Below are 15,597 nucleotides of genomic sequence, written 5' to 3'. Positions count from 1 at the left end.
GGGCATGAATTTACACATGTCACTGCGATCACAGCCAACTATTACCTGCGCGGTCGGCGAGCCGCCGTGAGTGAATTCACCTGGCCAGAACTGGAAAGCCACCCCCGCGTGCGCGACCATGTTGCGGGATATCAAGACAAATCCGTTTGACGAAAGGCCGCGAGTGCGTCCCTGGATCGTCTGGGCCACCGGACTGCTTGCGTACATCGTCGCGGTACTCGACCGAACCACCCTCGGCGTTTCCGGCCTGCAGGCCGCCGATCGGTTTGCCGCCAATCCGAGTGTGCTGTCGAGCTTCGTCGTGCTGCAGGTGATCGTCTACGCCGGTGCGCAGGTGCCCGCCGGGTTGCTGCTCGACCGGTTCGGCTCACGCGTGCTCATCGTCTCCGGCGCCGCCCTGATGGCGACAGGCCAATTGGTGTTGGCGGTCAGCGAATCCTTGCCCGCGGCGTTCACGGCTCGCGCGATCGTGGGCCTCGGCGACGCGGTCACCTTCATCTCGGTACTGCGCCTGGTGCCGCACTGGTTCAAACCCGCGCAGGTGCCGCTCGTCACCCAGTTGACCGGCATCTGCGGGCAGTTCGGCCAGGTGCTGTCGGCAGTGCCGTTCCTGGCGCTGCTCACCGGTTCCGGCTGGACCCCGGCCTATCTCAGCGTGGCCGCTTTGGGAGTGGTGGCGATGACACTCGCGTTCGCCTTGATTCGCAACAGCCCGCACGGGCGCGTGGTCACGGTCGAGACCACCACCGTCCACGACATCCTGGCCAGCGTGAAAACGGTGTGGCTGCGGCCCGGGACACGGCTGGGCTTCTTCACTCACATGGGCACCCAGTTCTCGGTGACGGTGTTTGCGCTGATGTGGGGTGTGCCCTATCTGACCGTCGCGCAGGGCTTGTCCACGACCGCGGCCGGCTCATTGCTGACCCTCTCGGTGGCGGTCGCGATCGTCGCGGGCATCGCGATCGGGATCTTCACCGGCCGCCACCCGCATCACCGGTCGCGCCTGGTGCTCGGCATCGTTGCAAGCAACGCGCTGATCTGGACTGTGGTGCTGGCACTACCGGGCCGCGCCCCGCTATGGCTGCTGGTGGTGCTCATCGTGATCATCTCGGTGGGCGGGCCGGGTTCGATGGTCGGCTTCGACTTCGCCCGCACGTTCAATCCGAGCGCCACGCTGGGCACCGCACAGGGCATGGTCAACATGGGCGGATTCATAGCGGCACTGCTGGTCATGCAGACCATGGGAGTCATCCTGTCCCATGCCGGCGACTATTCGGCCGCGTCGTTCCGGGTGGCCTGGACCGTGCAATACGCGATCTGGGTGCTGGCCACCATCGGCATCCTGATCACCCGTAGCAAGGCCCGCAGGCTCATGCAGGTCGAGCAGGACCGGATGTTGTTGGAGAGCTTCGAGACTCACTCGCCCCGCTGATCGGCCAGCCGTCTGGCGACGATCGCTCCGGCATGCCGATGCCCCACCAGTTCGAAACCCGCCACGATGACCATCGGCGCCGCCGTCACCACGAGCAGGCACGGCGCCATAGGAACGCCCGCGGCAGCCATCGCCACCGCGATGGCCAATACCGCACCGGCGACAACCAGCAGTCCGGTGTGGAAAGCATCGAATGCGCCGACCAACAACGAATAGATGACGAACATGGCGGCGATGTAGGCCCCAACCGGAATCGCGACAGCCATCACGGTGCCCACCGCGCTCAGCGCGGACTGCTCTTCGAAGTAGTAGGCCGCGACGTGCAGCCCGGCGCCGGTCGCCACGATCGAACCGAACACCACCAAATGCAGATATCCGTACAGGAACGAGACCTCGCGGTGAGCATGTAGCAACTCGCCAGCCGGAACCAGGAAGTACACCCACCACATCCCGAACGTGAGACCTGTCCCGGCCACCGCTAGCACGACCGCGTCGGCGGACCAGCCGTGCTCACCGACCGCGGCAGACAGTGACGCCACCGTTCCGACGACACCCTCGCCGAGCGCGATGATCGCCAGCAGCCCGTATCGCTCGGCGATGTGGTGGGCATGCCAGGGCGTGCCGCCCATCCGGCGCTCGGCGAAGAATGGACCAGAGATCTCGAACGCCATCAGTACCAGTGCGCTCGCCGCGAACACCGATGCCGACGTGTTCACCAGGATCTGGCCGACCCAGCCGATCTGCGCGACGACGATCACGACCGCGTAGGTCAGGCAGGCGGACCGCCGGTCCGGATCTTGACGCGCGGCCCGCAGCCACTGGCCCACCATGGCGATCCGCATCACCACATACCCCGCCACCACGACGGTGTTGTCCACGTGTCCGCCATGTTCGATTGAGGCAAAGGTCTGCGGGAGCCCCAGTGCCAGGATGATGACGCCGACCATCTGCACCATGGTCATCAGCCGATAGATCCAGTCATCGGTGTCATACGCCGAGGCGAACCAGCTGAAGTTCATCCACGCCCACCAGATGGCGAACACCGCAAACCCGAAACCCAGCAGCCCGGCGGCCACGTGCCCCTCGGCCAGCAGATGCGCCAACTGCGCGGCCGCCACGCCGAAGGCGATTGCGAAGGTCAGGTCGAACAACAACTCCAACGGCGAGGAGACCCGGTGCAGTTCATGGGGATCACGTCCCGACATCCGGCGGATCCGGTGGGTCTGCACCGGCGAACTCGAATCGCCCTCGGCCACGTGTCAGCGTCCTCCCGATCGGTGTCGAAGGTGACGGTACCGGGGTGAGCGGCGATCCCCGCAGCGCCGGGCTGTCAGATGGCACCCAAGACCGTCCGCGCCTTCACGGTCGCTGCATAACAGGCGCAATTCGCAAGCCAGACCATGTCGTCCCTGGTCAGTGCGTGTGGCGGACGCGATGTCGGCCGACCCTGTTAACCTCGAACGAGTCCAATCTAGAGAACCGCCTCGGCAAATCTGGCGGCCTACGGCGAGCAATGATGGGGGTAGCGACACATGGTCAAGCTGTCACGCACGAATCTGGCGATCGCTGTCTGTGGCGTCGCGTTGTCCGTGCCCTTGTCTGTCGGTGTCGCATCAGCGGCACCCGACTTCGGTCCGGTGATCAACACGACGTGCACCTATGACCAGGTCATCGCGGCGCTCAACGCGCAGCAGCCCGCGCTGGCCGAGGAGTTCAACACATCGCCGTTCGCACAGGGCGCGCTGCGCAGCTTCCTGGCCTCACCGCCGTCCGATCGCCAACAGACAGTCGCACAGTTGGAGAGCAGCCCGGCGGCTTCGCAGTACTTCGGGCCGATCAGCTCGATCGCCGGGAGCTGCAGCAACTACTGAGAGACCGCGGCTCTGGTCGCGGTTCCGACATCGGTGACCGGGTCCGGGAGGTTCGGGTTTTACCCGACAAGTTCGACCAGTGTGGCGTTTGCCGTACCGCCGCCCTCACACATGGTTTGCAATCCGTATCGAATTCCCTTGTCGCGCATGTGATTGATCATCCGTGTCATCAAGACCGCACCTGACGCTCCGAGCGGATGCCCCAGCGCGATCGCACCGCCCAGCGGGTTGAGCTTGGCTTCGTCGGCACCCGTTTCGACGAGCCAGGCCAGCGGCACCGGCGCGAAGGCTTCGTTGACCTCGAACACACCGACTTCGTCGAGCCGAACGCCGGCCTTGTGCAGCACTTTCTCGGTGGCCGGGATCGGGCCGGTCAGCATCAGCACCGGGTCGGCGCCGGTGACTGCGCCGGCACGGTACCGCACGATCGGCGAAAGCCCCATCGCCACAGCGTTTTCCTCAGTCATCACCAACAACGCTGCCGCGCCATCGGAGATCTGCGACGAGTTGCCGGCATGGATGACGCCGTCCTCGACGAACGCGGGCTTGAGCTCGGCCAGCTTCTCGACCGTGGTTCCCCGCCGCACGCCCTCGTCGTCCACCACGGGGTCGCCGTCATCGGGGAACACCGTGATCGTCTGCGTCTCGAAGACACCGCTGTCCTGCGCGGCAGCAGCCCGTTCGTGCGATGCCACGGCGTACTCGTCAAGTCGGGTTCGATTGAAACCCCATCTCTGCGAGATCATTTCAGCCGAAATGCCCTGGTTGAAGGTGAAACCCCGGTACCGGTCGAGTACTTGCGGGCCATATGGCTGACCGGTGGCGCGTGCCGCTCCGAGTGGGACCCGGCTCATCACCTCGACCCCGCCGGCAATCACGACGTCCTGTTGACCCGACATCACCGCCTGCACTGCGAAATCCAGTGCCTGCTGGCTGGATCCGCAGGCCCGATTGACCGTGGTGCCGGGGATGTGTTCGGGCCAACCCGCCGCGAGCACCGAGTAGCGGCCGATGTTGCTCGACTGGTCACCGACCTGCGAGACGCAACCCCACACCACGTCATCGACGATGTTGGGATTGATGCCGGCACGCTCGACGAGCGCGTTGAGCACGAGTGCGGACAGATCGGCGGCGTGGAACCGGGACAATCCACCGTTGCGTTTGCCGACAGGCGTGCGGACGGCTTCGACGACGACGGTTTCGCGCACGACAGTTGCTCCGATCTAGGACTTGGCCTTCGGGTAGGCCGAGGCCGTCAGTTCCACGTCAGCGAGCTCACAAGCTCACATAACCATGCCGCCATCGATCGGGCAGCATGAGAATGTTCTTTGTTCTGCCAGAAAGTCGAAGTCTCCGATACGCCTACCGCGACGATGCCGACATCACGATGGCAAGGTGCCCTTCCGATACAGTCAGCGCATGTTCGCCCGACTCGACAACCATCCGAGCCGCCGGTGACCACCGCCGGCGAAGAACCCGCGTAGAAGCAACGGGCGGTCGAGCGGTCGATCAAAACCGCCAAACTGCGAGTAGCGCAGCGCGTTCAGCGCTTCCTGGATGCCGCGCAGGCGATCATCATCGAAAAGGGCAGCACCGACTTCACGGTGCAAGAGGTCGTCGACCGTTCGCGGCAGTCGCTGCGGAGCTTCTACCTCCAATTCGACGGCAAGCACGAGCTGCTGTTGGCGCTGTTCACCGAACTCATGGAGGAAGCCGCCGACGCCGGCGTGCTGCGCGAAGGCATCGATACGCGTCGGATGGCCGCGATGACCATGCAGACGGTCATGTTCGTCGCGCAGTCGAGCGGCGGCGCCGACGGCACCGGGCCCTACCCGATCACCGCCGACGAAGTGTGGGAATTCTGCGCCCAAGGGTTCGCCGCCGAGTAAACGAGAACTACATTCTCGTACCATCGCGGCGGCATCGTGGCGCGGTCGCGATCAGCGAGACACTTCTCCTGACCAGTTCGTCGCCGGAGGTACGCGGTCAGTCCTCACCATGCCGGCCGCTCGGGATGCGGTGGCGGCGATCAGCCGGGCGTTGGGCTCATCGACCTCCTGCACCCAGCGCCGCGCGGCCTCCACGGATTTGCCGAACCGGATGTGACGGTCGATGAGCCGACGCACCCGCGCTGCGTCATCGACTGTGCAGTACCAGATCTCGTCGATCTCGGCTGCGACTGCGCGCCATTGCGGCGCATCGAGAAGAAGGTAGTTCCCCTCGGTGATGACCACCCGGGCTGCGGGCGCGACCCCGATCGCGCCGGCTATGGGCTGCTCGAGCTCCCGCTCGAAGGCCGGCGCGTAGACCACGTCACCGCGCGGACTGCGGATCCGTCGCAGCAGTGCCGAGTACCCGGCGGCGTCGAAGGTGTCGGGCGCGCCCTTGCGGGACAGCCGACCGAGGCGACCCAACTCGGCATCGGCGAGGTGGAATCCGTCCATCGGCACGTGGGCGACAACGGCCGCGCCCAGCCGCGCCGTGGTGGCGGCGACCACGGCCTCGGCGAGCGTGGTCTTGCCAGCACCGGGCGGCCCGGCGATCCCGACGATCGACGTGCCGGGCTGCTCGGCGTGCGCAACGACGCGGGCGACGAGATCATCAAAACCGATGTGTTCGATGACGTCATTGTGGCCGTTTGCGGGCGAACAAATCATCCGACCCGCGACCAGCGTGCTCGTGATGGCTTGCACACCTCAGCCGGTGTAGCCGATTCGCCGGCTGATCTGCTCGGCCGCTTCGATGGCCACACGAGCGATCTCATCGAACCGGGACTGCTCCAGCCGATAGGCCGGACCCGAAATACTCAGCGAGGCAATGACGGACCCGTTGTGATCGCGCACCGGGGCCGCCACCGCGTTGAGTCCGGTCTCGAGTTCCTCGCACGTCGGCGCCCATCCCTGTTCCCTGGCGGCTTCGAGTTCGGTACCGAGACTGGCGAAATCGACGATGGTACGAGGAGTGTAGGAGTCCAGCCTGCGGCCCAGCCGGGCCCGCACCTCCGAGGGCGGCAGCGCGGCCAGCAGGATCTTGCCACTGGACGTGGCGTGTGCGGGGCAGCTCTGGCCGACCCAGCTGCGCAGCGCGATTTCACCCCGGCCGACGGATTCGACGATATTGATGATCCGGCCCCCGTCGAGAATCGCGATGTTGGTGCTCTCACCGGTCCTCTCCGCGACCTGATCACAGATGTCCTGGGACTGCTTGACCAGGTCCATCCGAGCAGTGGTCGATCCGGCCAGTCGCACGATCGAGAAACCCAGCTGGTATTTGCCGCGGTCGGACAGTTGCTCGACGAATCCCCGTGATTCCAGGACCGCGATCAGCCGGGACACCGTCGACTTGTGGACGCCGATCTCGGCCGCGATCTCGGTGACCCCGGCCGTCTGCAGCTTGGCCAGGATCTCGAGCACCTGCAGGGCACGGTCGACCGACTGGACAGCCGCGGCCGGCTGACGGCTGTTGCTGGGCACGCTCATAGCGCGTCCAGTGTAAGGGTGCAAGGCGAGCATATGAGTCTTCCGTTCAGCCTGCCGCACCCGCCGCTAGCCCTTCGGCCGGGTGTCGCCCAGTTTGTCCAGCGTCCACCGATGAAACTCCCCGATGTGGTGCTCGGCGGGTACCAGTACCCCCCCGTTTCGGTACGCCCGCGACGACATCGCCGGTTGCGTACGTTCACAGGCGTCGAAATCCTGTTGGTTGACCCGGTGGAACAGCTCCATCGAATGCTCGACGTCGCGACCCGAGGCCACCACGTCGGGACTGAACAGCCAATCGCACTCCACGATTGTGCGGTCAGCGGCCAGCGGGAACATCCGATGCAGGATCACGTGATCGGGCACGAGGTTGATGAATACCGTCGGCCGCACCGTGATCGCGTAGTACTTGCGTTGCTGATCGTCGGTCACCCCGGGAATCGTGTCGAAACCGGCCCGACCATCGATGGTGAACCCGTCGATGTCCTCGCCGAACGCGGCACCGTGGCCGACGAAGTACTGGGCGGCAAGGCCGTCGGCGAATTCCGGCAGCACTTCGGTGAGCTCAGGGTGAATGGTGGCGCAGTGGTAGCACTCCATGAAGTTTTCGACGATGAGCTTCCAGTTGGCGGCGACGTCGTAGACGACGCGGCGGCCCACCGACAACTCATCTACGTGGTAGTGGTCGATCGCGGTCGGATCACCCAGCCGCTCAGTGACGGCACCGATCACGTCGGTCTCGAAAGACGGCGGCTCTTCGGCCAGACAGACCCAGGCGTAGCCGAGCCACTCACGGAGCGCGACCGGCACCAGACCGTATTCGGTGCGGTCGATGTCGACGCCATTGTCGTCCTTCAGCGCGCCCAGATTGGGCGCCGCGACCAGCTTGCCGTCCAGCCCGTAGGTCCAGGCATGGTATGGGCAGCGCAGATGGCGCTTGACTGCGCCGGAGTCCTCGGTGCACAGCATCGCTCCGCGATGCCGGCAGATGTTCAGGAAGGCACGTAGCTGCTTGTCTCGGCCACGGACGATCAGCACGCTCTCCCGGCCTACCTGGACCTTGCGGAAATCTCCCGGGTCGGGCAGATCCGCACTGCGCACCGAGCAGAACCACATTGCCTCGAAGATGTTCTCTTGCTCGGCGCGGAAAATCCCAGGGTCGTAATAGTATTCGCCGCCCAGCGTCCGAACCAGGGTTCCCCCGTCAGGGTTGCCACCCGTCGCTGCCGGAGCGGGGTTGTCGATTGTCGTCATGAATTCACCAATCGTCGTGTGTCGAAGAGTCCGATGGGATGGGCTGCGGCATCGGTGGTGGCGACCTTGCGCATCTTGCCTCCGAGCTGTTGCTGAATACGCAACGTGCGCGTCATTCGCATCAATAATCGCCCACGGTCCAGGCCATGTCAACGGATTGACGTGAGGCGGCTCACACTGGCATACTGTTGCGTTATAAGAGTGTGTTGCGTCTATCGCAACAAAGAAAGGACTGGCCGTGGATGCGTCTTCTGTGCCGCTGACCGAGCCGATCTCCGGCCGTATCGTCGTCGGGCAACTCGATGCACTACCGGTCGGCGAGGTACTCACCGTGCGGTTACCGGGGCTGGATCCGATCACAATCTTCCACACCGACTCTGGACTGTTCGCCATCGATGACACCTGCACCCATCAGGACGCGTCGCTGGCCGACGGCTGGGTCGAGGACTGCACCGTGGAGTGCCCGCTACACGAGTCCTGTTTCGACCTGCGCACGGGCGAGGTATCCGGCCCGCCCGCGAAAATTGCAGTACGCACCTATGGCGTCGGCGCCGAGGACGGTCAGATCTGGCTCGAGGTGGACGCGGCATGAGCTGCCCGACATCGGTCGTGGTGGTCGGCGCATCCCTGGCCGGACTATCCACTGTCCGCGAGCTGCGTGCGGCCGGCTACCAAGGCCCGGTCACCGTCATCGGCGACGAGCCGCACATGCCGTACGACCGTCCGCCGCTGTCCAAGGAGTATCTGACCGGCCAGCCGTCGATCGAGCTGGCCGAGTCGGATGACATCGACGCCCTGCAAGCCAATTGGGTGCTTGGCCGCGCCGCCGTGGGACTGACATCCGATGCCAGCGGCGGCCATACCGTGACGCTCGACGACGGCAGCACGCTGACCGCCGAGGCGGTCGTGCTCGCCACCGGAGCGCGGGCTCGTTCACTACCCGGTTGTCGGCCACTGCCCGGCGTGCACACGTTGCGCACGGTCGACGATGCGCGTGCGCTGCGCGGTTCCCTCGAGAACGCACGGCGGCTGGTGGTCGTGGGTGCCGGGTTCATCGGAGCCGAGGTCGCCAGCACCGCAGCGAGCCGCGGCGTCGAAGTCACCGTCGTCGAGATGTCCACGGCGCCACTGGTCGGCGTCCTCGGCGAAGAAGTGGCGACGGCATGTACGGCGCTGCACGGGCTGAATGACGTGACATTGCTGACCGGCGTCTGCGTGTCCGGGGTGACCGGCGAAGAGCGCGTGACGGGCGTGGTGCTCGACGACGGCACCGAACTGGCCGCCGACGTGGTGGTCGTCGGGATAGGTGCGATCCCCAACACCGAGTGGTTGACGCATTCGGAGATCGCCGTCGAGAACGGATTTCGCACCGATGACGGCTGCCGTACCGGGGCACCCGGCGTGTATGCGGTCGGCGACTGCGCGACGTCCTTCAACGTCCATCTCGGAGCCCACCACCGCAGTGAGCATTGGACGAACGCCACCCAACAAGCCCGCGTCGTCGCGTCGGCGATCCTCGGTGCGCCGCAGGGACCACCCGCCGCACCGTACTTCTGGTCGAAACAGTATGGGCGCCAACTGCAATTCGCCGGGCACCGCCAACCTGGGGATACCGTCCGGTTCATCGACGGCGATCCCGGCTCCGCATCATTCGTGGCACTCTACGAACGCGACGGCGTCGCGACGGCCGTGTTCGCCATGGACAATCCGCGGTTGTTCACCCGGCACCGCAAGCTCATCGAGCGTCAACTCGCCGAGCAGGTTGCCGCCCGCACCGCCGCTGCGCACACCGCGGGGTTCGGGGCCGACGGGCTATCGGACGAACTGGCAGCCACCTGAAGAACCACGAGCAAGATGCTGTGAGCACAGGTCAACTCGGTGCTCGATACGGATTGTGGTTGGGCACAGATGATCTCGGTGCCACCTCGGCAAGCCTCGCCGGCGATTCCGTCCCAGCAGAATGGTTCGTCGGGTAGCAGGGCGTCGTCGACGTGACGGCACTAGCCGCAGGCTCAGCCCGCCGCCCATTCCTTGGCCGCGTCGAGCTCATCAAGGCCAAAGACTCGGAGCTCGCCGGGAACCATCCAGGCGAACGCATGCATGGCGTGGGCCACCCAATCCTTGTCCGACACAACGGCAATCCGTTTGAACGCCGAGTGATGGTGGGCCACCAGCCCGAGTCCGAGTTTGAGATCCTCGATCAGTCCGCCGGGCCCAAAGCCCGCATAGTCCGAATCGATGACCTCGACGATCCGGATCTCACTATTCTTCGACAGGTCGTCCATAGCCGGTCGGAACTGCCGCATCTCATCGCCGCTGACATGACCCGACACCCGAACCCCGAACACCCCGTCTGGCAGGTCGGGCAGTAATTCGATCATTGGTCTCCTCCTGACATGAGTCTTACCAGGCACATCCATCTTCCCAGATGCAGCAATCCCCCGTGATTCGTCGGAGTCGACTGGTAGACAGTCCGGTTCGGTCCAATCATCTGGGGTGGTCAGTGACTTGCGCAGTATGTCGAGCAACCTGGAATTCTCCAGCCAAGATCTGCGGGGGCACACGGTTCTCTGCAGAAGTCCTTGACCCAGAGACTGTTTGAGACCGACTCGACCTGGTCACCGCCCTTGAACATACCCAGGCTCCGCGCCAAGCCGCCAACGCTCGATGACCTGAACAGGCGACGTCGACAACGTCGTCGCCATTCTCAACGCGGTGAAGTCGAACGCGGCTCCCGTGGAGGCCCAAAGGGACCTAACAGTGCGCGAGGGGGGACTCGAACCCCCACGCCCTAAGGCAATGGAACCTAAATCCATCTCGTCTGCCAGTTCCGACACTCGCGCGTTTGCGCATCAGCCTAGCGCCCCGTCGTGCTGCTCAATCTGTCGGTGTCACTCGCTACGTTGACATCAACGCCCCCGAAAAGGACGGACATGCCGTCCGCCAGCCCGAAGGTCTGACGGATGCGAGCTGATCCAGGACCGCGCGGTACCGTGGACTAATGTCCACTACAAGGCGTAGGAGGCCGGCGCTCATCGCGTTGGTCTGCCTGGGCGCGGCTGGCTGTATGGGGCTGGCCTGGTGGCAGTGGACGCGGTATGAATCGGTCTCGGGTAGCTTCCAGAACCTGGGCTACGCCCTGCAGTGGCCGATGTTCGCCGCCTTCTGCTTCTATGCGTATTACAAGTTCGTCCGTTACGAGGACACTCCACCACAACCGGTGGCAAAGCAGACCGAGATCCCTGCCGGGCTACTACCCGAAAGGCCAAGGCCTGCAACACAAGACGACGATCAGGTGATGAGCGAGTACAACCGCTACCTCGCTGAACTGGCCAAGCGCGATGCCGAGAAGAAAGACAGGACCGACAGATGACGGCACCCGAACCGGACACCGAAGTCACCACGCCCAAGGACACTATCCGTAAAGCGCTGCTGGGCTACCGCGTGATGGCCTGGGCCACGGGTCTGTGGTTGATCGCACTCTGCTACGAGATGGTGCTCAAGTACATCGTCCAGGTGGACAACCCGCCCAGTTGGATCGGCATCGTTCACGGCTGGGTGTACTTCGTCTACCTGCTGTTCACCGCGAACCTCGCGGTCAAGATCCGCTGGCCTCTCGGCAAGACCATTGGCACTCTGCTCGCCGGCACCATCCCGCTGCTGGGCATCATTGTCGAGCACTTCAACACCATCGCCATCAAAGAGCGCTTCAGCCTCTGAGACAGACACCGTGCGACTGGCTCGCAGCACCCGCGCCCGAACGCGGCACCAATGTCACGCTGGAGTGGCGTTCGAAGCCGAGAGCCACGCTGGCGTGACAAAGTGGACGCTCGCCGTCGCCAAGCTACTCGCCGGCCAACTCCCGCAACGCCGGTACCAATAACGCGAGCGCCCGGCCGCGGTGCGACACGGCATCCTTCTCAGCGGGGGTCAGCTCGGCTGCCGTCAGGGTTGACCCATCGGGTAGGAACACCGGGTCATAGCCGAAGCCGCCGTCGCCGCGGGGTTCGCGGGTGACCGTCCCGGGCCACTCGCCGCGCACCACCGTCGAACCGGAGGCAGACACCAGGGCACAGGCCGAGACGAAAGCCGCGCCCCGCCGTTCGTCAGGGACATCCGCCAATTGCCCCAGCAGCAGTGCGGTGTTGGCGGCGTCGTCGCCGTGCAACCCCGACCACCGCGCCGACAGCACACCGGGCATGCCGTTCAAGGCCGCGACGGCGATCCCGGAATCGTCGGCCACACAGGCCAGACCGGTTGCCCGGAACCCGTCGGTGGCCTTGGCGAGCGCGTTGTCCTCGAACGTCGCGCCGGTCTCGGGTGCCTCGTCGAAAGGCGCCACGTCGGCCAGGGACAGCAGCGAAAGTCCCGACACTCCGGCGGCATCCAACACGCGCCGAAGCTCGGCGAGCTTCTTCGGGTTGCGGCTCGCGACCAGCAGCTCAGGCATTCAAGCTCAGCTTCCGAAGGCTTTCTTCGGGGCCGGGCCTTCCGGCAGCACACCGGGGTACGGCAACTCCAGTACCTCCCGCTGGATCACGAACAGCTGCTCGCATGCGCCGAGCGCGGCGTCCAACAGCTTGTCCAGCGTCGACCGCGGGAAGGTCGCACCTTCGCCGGTGCCCTGGACCTCGACGAGCGTTCCGGTGTCCGTGGCTACGACGTTCATGTCCACCTCGGCACGGGAATCCTCGATATAGGGCAGATCGACCCGCACGCGGCCGTCGACCACGCCGACCGACACCGCCGCGATGGCACACGACAGCGGCCGCGGATCTGAGAGCCGTCCCGCAGCGGCCAGGTAGGTCACCGCATCGGCCAGCGCGACGTAGGCCCCGGTGATGGCTGCGGTGCGGGTGCCGCCATCGGCCTGCAGCACATCGCAGTCGATGGCAATGGTGTTCTCCCCCAACGCCCCCAGGTCGATGCACGCCCGCAGCGAGCGGCCCACGAGCCTGCTGATCTCCTGCGTGCGACCGCCGATGCGACCCTTGACCGACTCTCGATCCGACCGGTCGTGGGTGGCGGCCGGCAGCATCGCGTATTCGGCGGTCAGCCAGCCCTGCCCGGTCCCCTTGCGCCAGCGCGGCACGCCTTCGGTCACCGACGCGGTGCACATGACACGGGTCTGGCCGAATTCCACCAGTACCGAGCCTGCCGGGTGATTGGTGAAGCCGCGGGTGATAACTACCGGCCGCAGTTCATCGTCGAGGCGGCCATCTTCTCGTCTGGACACCCGCCAACCCTATCGGGTGATGTCGAATACCTCGCCGCACACCACGGCGTGCACCGGACCGTCGAACTCGGCCTTGGCCTCGCTGATCACGTCCTCGCGCGAGGTCCACGGCGGAATGTGGGTCAGCAGCAACTCGCCCACGCCGGCCGCGGCAGCAGCGCGACCGGCCTCGGCGCCCGACAGATGCAGCCGCGGCGGCCGGGACGGATCATCGGTCCACGATGCCTCGCACAGGAACACGTCGGCACCGCGCGCCAGATCCACAAGCGCGTCGCAGAAGCCGGTATCCCCGCTGTACACCAGCGTCGCACCGAACGGGTCGGTGAACCGCATGCCATACGACTCGGTGGGATGGCATACCAACCGTGGCGTGATAGTCACTGCACCCAGCTCGACAGATTCGCCGTCCACCCAGTTGCGGACGTCGAAGATATCGGTGAAGTCATCGATCTCGCCACCCTCGGGCGACGACGCCGCACCCAGCCGCGCCCAGGTGTTGGCGGGCCCGTACATGATGCCGCGCTCGGTGGCCGGCGTCGGGTGGTAGCGCCGCCAGACAAAGAGTCCGGGCAGGTCGAGGCAGTGATCGGCATGCAGATGCGACAGCAACACGTTGACGGCATTGGGGTCGGCGTGGCGTTGCAACGCCCCCAGTACGCCCCCGCCGAAGTCGAGGACCATCGGGACGGTGTCCGGCGCGGTGACGAGATATCCCGACGCCGGCGAGTCTGGGCCGACAACGCTGCCGGAGCATCCCAGGACGGTCAAACGCACAGTGCCTAGCTTGCCATGCCTGGCATGCATGTCGCCAAGACATGGCCGGTTTGAGCGACGGGGATCATGTTCCAGCGCCGGCGTGACGCCCCACCTGCCGGACGCCGTCGAGGCTCGGTCCCAGGAACCGGGCCGCCAGGGCGGTGAACGCCTCCGGATCGCCGGTTGCTTCGAAGATTCGTCGGGCCGGGGAAACCCCGTGCGGTTTCAGCAAATCGAGTTCGGTGAGCACCCGCAGCAGATCCTTGGCGGTCTCCTCGGCCGAGGACACCAAAGTGACATGGTCGCCCATCGCCAGCTGGATCAGTCCCGACAGCATCGGGTAGTGCGTGCAGCCCAGCACCAGGGTGTCCACCTCGGCACGCTGCAGCGGCTCAAGGTATCCCTCGGCCAGGCCGAGTACCTGCCGCCCGCTGGTCACGCCGCGCTCGACGAAGTCGACGAACCGTGGGCAGGCCACGCCGATGACCTCGGTGTCGCGAGCGGCGGCGAAAGCGTCCTGGTACGCCCGCGACGCGATGGTCGCCGCGGTGCCGATCACGCCGATGCGGCCGTTGTGCGTGGCGGCCACTGCGCGACGCACCGCCGGCAGGATCACCTCGACCACCGGCACCGGGGCGTACCGTTCCCGCGCGTCGCGCAGGCACGCCGAGGACGCGGTGTTGCACGCGATCACCAAGGCCTTGACCCCGCGGGCGACCAGGTCGTCACCGATCGCCAGAGAGTGCGCTCGAATCTCCGGAATGGTCAGTGGCCCGTACGGTCCGTTGGCCGTGTCACCGACGTAGACGATGTTCTCGTCGGGCAGCTGATCGATGATGGCGCGGGCGACGGTGAGCCCACCGACACCGGAATCGAAAATCCCGATCGGCGCGAGCGGGTCTCTCATGAGGTCAGCTGGTTGGTCGGCTTGCGAAGTTGGCGGGCCTTACGTTCGGGCCCCGACAACAGATACGCCGCAATCACACCCGCAACGGCCCCGCACAGATGTCCCTGCCACGAGACCCCGCCACAGGTGTTGAGCTCGGGAATCGCTCCCCACAGCACGCCGCCGTAGATGAACAGCACCAGCACGCCCACGACGATCTGCCAGAGGTGGCGGGTGAACCAGCCGAACACCATCAGAAATGCCAGCCAGCCGAAGATCAGCCCGGATGCCCCGATGTGGTTGGTCGGCAGGGTGCATCCGCCCACATCGCCGATCAGCCAGGTGCCGAAGCCGCCGAGGATCCAGACGATGGCCGTCGCCCAGACGAACCGGCTCATCCCGGCCAGCGTCACGAGGAAGCCCAGCACGAGCGCCGGAACGGTGTTGGCCATGAGGTGCTGCCAGTTGGCGTGCAGCAACGGCGCGAACAGAATGCCCCACAGGCCGTCGGCCTCCAGCGGCCGGATGCCGTTGCGGTCCAGCCGCCCGCCGGAGAGCTGATCAGCCAGTTCGATGACGTAGAGCAGCGCGACGAAGGTGAGCATGGTGATGCCGCCGACCTTCCACGCCGGAGGCTTGTTCGGCGTGGTCGGAACCGGCAGACCCGGGCTGTTCATGCTCATGCC

Annotated in this window: 18 protein-coding genes and 1 tRNA gene; 7 read left to right on the top strand and 12 right to left on the bottom strand. The window is 65.6% G+C overall.

Annotated elements, in window-relative coordinates; all coding sequences use genetic code 11:
• Positions 1-163 precede the first annotated feature (163 nt).
• Positions 164-1,432: a nitrate/nitrite transporter gene (locus B133_RS0102430; protein WP_018599123.1), complete on the top strand. Its 1,269-nt coding sequence runs from the start codon at positions 164-166 to the stop codon at positions 1,430-1,432.
• Here the strand turns inward: B133_RS0102430 and B133_RS0102425 are convergent.
• The gene (locus B133_RS0102425) at positions 1,417-2,688 is read right to left on the bottom strand and encodes a low temperature requirement protein A (RefSeq protein WP_018599122.1); all 1,272 of its coding nucleotides are present in this window, start codon (positions 2,686-2,688) and stop codon (positions 1,417-1,419) included. The genes B133_RS0102430 and B133_RS0102425 overlap by 16 nt on opposite strands.
• A 276-nt stretch (positions 2,689-2,964) precedes the next feature.
• On the opposite strand from B133_RS0102425, the gene B133_RS0102420 reads away from it, so the two are divergent.
• Positions 2,965-3,303 (top strand): hemophore-related protein, encoded by a 339-nt coding sequence (locus tag B133_RS0102420; RefSeq protein WP_018599121.1) that lies wholly within the window; start codon positions 2,965-2,967, stop codon positions 3,301-3,303.
• Positions 3,304-3,362: 59 nt separating this feature from the next.
• Here B133_RS0102420 and B133_RS0102415 read toward each other — a convergent pair whose 3' ends face one another.
• Positions 3,363-4,511 (bottom strand): thiolase family protein, encoded by a 1,149-nt coding sequence (locus tag B133_RS0102415; RefSeq protein ID WP_018599120.1) that lies wholly within the window; start codon positions 4,509-4,511, stop codon positions 3,363-3,365.
• 300 nt (positions 4,512-4,811) lie between these two features.
• Between B133_RS0102415 and B133_RS22275 the strand changes: the two genes are divergently transcribed.
• Positions 4,812-5,192: a TetR/AcrR family transcriptional regulator gene (locus tag B133_RS22275; RefSeq protein ID WP_232423338.1), complete on the top strand. Its 381-nt coding sequence runs from the start codon at positions 4,812-4,814 to the stop codon at positions 5,190-5,192.
• Between the two features lie 51 nt (positions 5,193-5,243).
• Here B133_RS22275 and B133_RS0102405 read toward each other — a convergent pair whose 3' ends face one another.
• The 3 genes from B133_RS0102405 to B133_RS0102395 all read right to left on the bottom strand — a co-directional run bounded on the left by B133_RS0102405 (position 5,244) and on the right by B133_RS0102395 (position 8,033).
• Complete coding sequence (locus tag B133_RS0102405) at positions 5,244-5,960, bottom strand: nucleoside/nucleotide kinase family protein (RefSeq protein WP_051088083.1); 717 nt, start codon at positions 5,958-5,960, stop codon at positions 5,244-5,246.
• 39 nt (positions 5,961-5,999) lie between these two features.
• Positions 6,000-6,782 carry an IclR family transcriptional regulator gene (locus B133_RS0102400; protein WP_018599116.1) on the bottom strand — a complete coding sequence of 261 codons (783 nt, stop codon included), beginning with the start codon at positions 6,780-6,782 and terminating at the stop codon, positions 6,000-6,002.
• A gap of 66 nt (positions 6,783-6,848) precedes the next feature.
• On the bottom strand, positions 6,849-8,033 hold the full coding sequence (locus B133_RS0102395; RefSeq protein WP_018599115.1) for an aromatic ring-hydroxylating dioxygenase subunit alpha: 1,185 nt from the start codon (positions 8,031-8,033) through the stop codon (positions 6,849-6,851).
• A gap of 238 nt (positions 8,034-8,271) precedes the next feature.
• Between B133_RS0102395 and B133_RS0102385 the strand changes: the two genes are divergently transcribed.
• Both B133_RS0102385 and B133_RS0102380 read left to right on the top strand, forming a co-directional pair.
• On the top strand, positions 8,272-8,625 hold the full coding sequence (locus B133_RS0102385; RefSeq protein ID WP_198290971.1) for a bifunctional 3-phenylpropionate/cinnamic acid dioxygenase ferredoxin subunit: 354 nt from the start codon (positions 8,272-8,274) through the stop codon (positions 8,623-8,625).
• Positions 8,622-9,872, top strand: a complete 1,251-nt coding sequence (locus B133_RS0102380; protein WP_018599112.1) for an NAD(P)/FAD-dependent oxidoreductase — start codon at positions 8,622-8,624, stop codon at positions 9,870-9,872. Before B133_RS0102385 ends, B133_RS0102380 begins: the two co-directional genes overlap by 4 nt.
• Before the next feature lie 173 nt (positions 9,873-10,045).
• Here B133_RS0102380 and B133_RS0102375 read toward each other — a convergent pair whose 3' ends face one another.
• Both B133_RS0102375 and B133_RS0102370 read right to left on the bottom strand, forming a co-directional pair.
• Positions 10,046-10,414, bottom strand: a complete 369-nt coding sequence (locus tag B133_RS0102375; RefSeq protein ID WP_018599111.1) for an STAS/SEC14 domain-containing protein — start codon at positions 10,412-10,414, stop codon at positions 10,046-10,048.
• Between the two features lie 380 nt (positions 10,415-10,794).
• Positions 10,795-10,876 (bottom strand) — tRNA-Leu (locus tag B133_RS0102370).
• 158 nt (positions 10,877-11,034) lie between these two features.
• On the opposite strand from B133_RS0102370, the gene B133_RS0102365 reads away from it, so the two are divergent.
• Together B133_RS0102365 and B133_RS0102360 are read left to right on the top strand one after the other, a co-directional pair.
• The gene (locus B133_RS0102365; protein ID WP_018599110.1) at positions 11,035-11,406 is read left to right on the top strand and encodes a hypothetical protein; all 372 of its coding nucleotides are present in this window, start codon (positions 11,035-11,037) and stop codon (positions 11,404-11,406) included.
• Positions 11,403-11,753, top strand: coding sequence for a DUF3817 domain-containing protein (locus B133_RS0102360; protein ID WP_018599109.1), 351 nt, complete (start codon positions 11,403-11,405; stop codon positions 11,751-11,753). Before B133_RS0102365 ends, B133_RS0102360 begins: the two co-directional genes overlap by 4 nt.
• A 124-nt stretch (positions 11,754-11,877) precedes the next feature.
• Here the strand turns inward: B133_RS0102360 and rdgB are convergent, their stop codons facing one another.
• From rdgB to B133_RS0102335, 5 genes are all read right to left on the bottom strand, one after another.
• The gene (gene rdgB, locus B133_RS0102355; RefSeq protein ID WP_018599108.1) at positions 11,878-12,483 is read right to left on the bottom strand and encodes an RdgB/HAM1 family non-canonical purine NTP pyrophosphatase; all 606 of its coding nucleotides are present in this window, start codon (positions 12,481-12,483) and stop codon (positions 11,878-11,880) included.
• Positions 12,484-12,489: 6 nt separating this feature from the next.
• Positions 12,490-13,269, bottom strand: coding sequence for a ribonuclease PH (rph, locus tag B133_RS0102350; protein WP_018599107.1), 780 nt, complete (start codon positions 13,267-13,269; stop codon positions 12,490-12,492).
• 9 nt (positions 13,270-13,278) lie between these two features.
• The gene (locus tag B133_RS0102345; RefSeq protein ID WP_026255882.1) at positions 13,279-14,043 is read right to left on the bottom strand and encodes a cyclic nucleotide-degrading phosphodiesterase; all 765 of its coding nucleotides are present in this window, start codon (positions 14,041-14,043) and stop codon (positions 13,279-13,281) included.
• 64 nt (positions 14,044-14,107) lie between these two features.
• On the bottom strand, positions 14,108-14,932 hold the full coding sequence (gene murI, locus B133_RS0102340) for a glutamate racemase (protein ID WP_018599105.1): 825 nt from the start codon (positions 14,930-14,932) through the stop codon (positions 14,108-14,110).
• Complete coding sequence (locus tag B133_RS0102335) at positions 14,929-15,594, bottom strand: rhomboid family intramembrane serine protease (RefSeq protein WP_018599104.1); 666 nt, start codon at positions 15,592-15,594, stop codon at positions 14,929-14,931. Before B133_RS0102335 ends, murI begins: the two co-directional genes overlap by 4 nt.
• Positions 15,595-15,597: the final 3 nt, after the last annotated feature.

It is taken from the genome of Mycobacterium sp. 155, assembly GCF_000373905.1.
GTDB lineage: Bacteria > Actinomycetota > Actinomycetes > Mycobacteriales > Mycobacteriaceae > Mycobacterium.
This window is presented reverse-complemented; position numbering and strand designations above follow the sequence as displayed.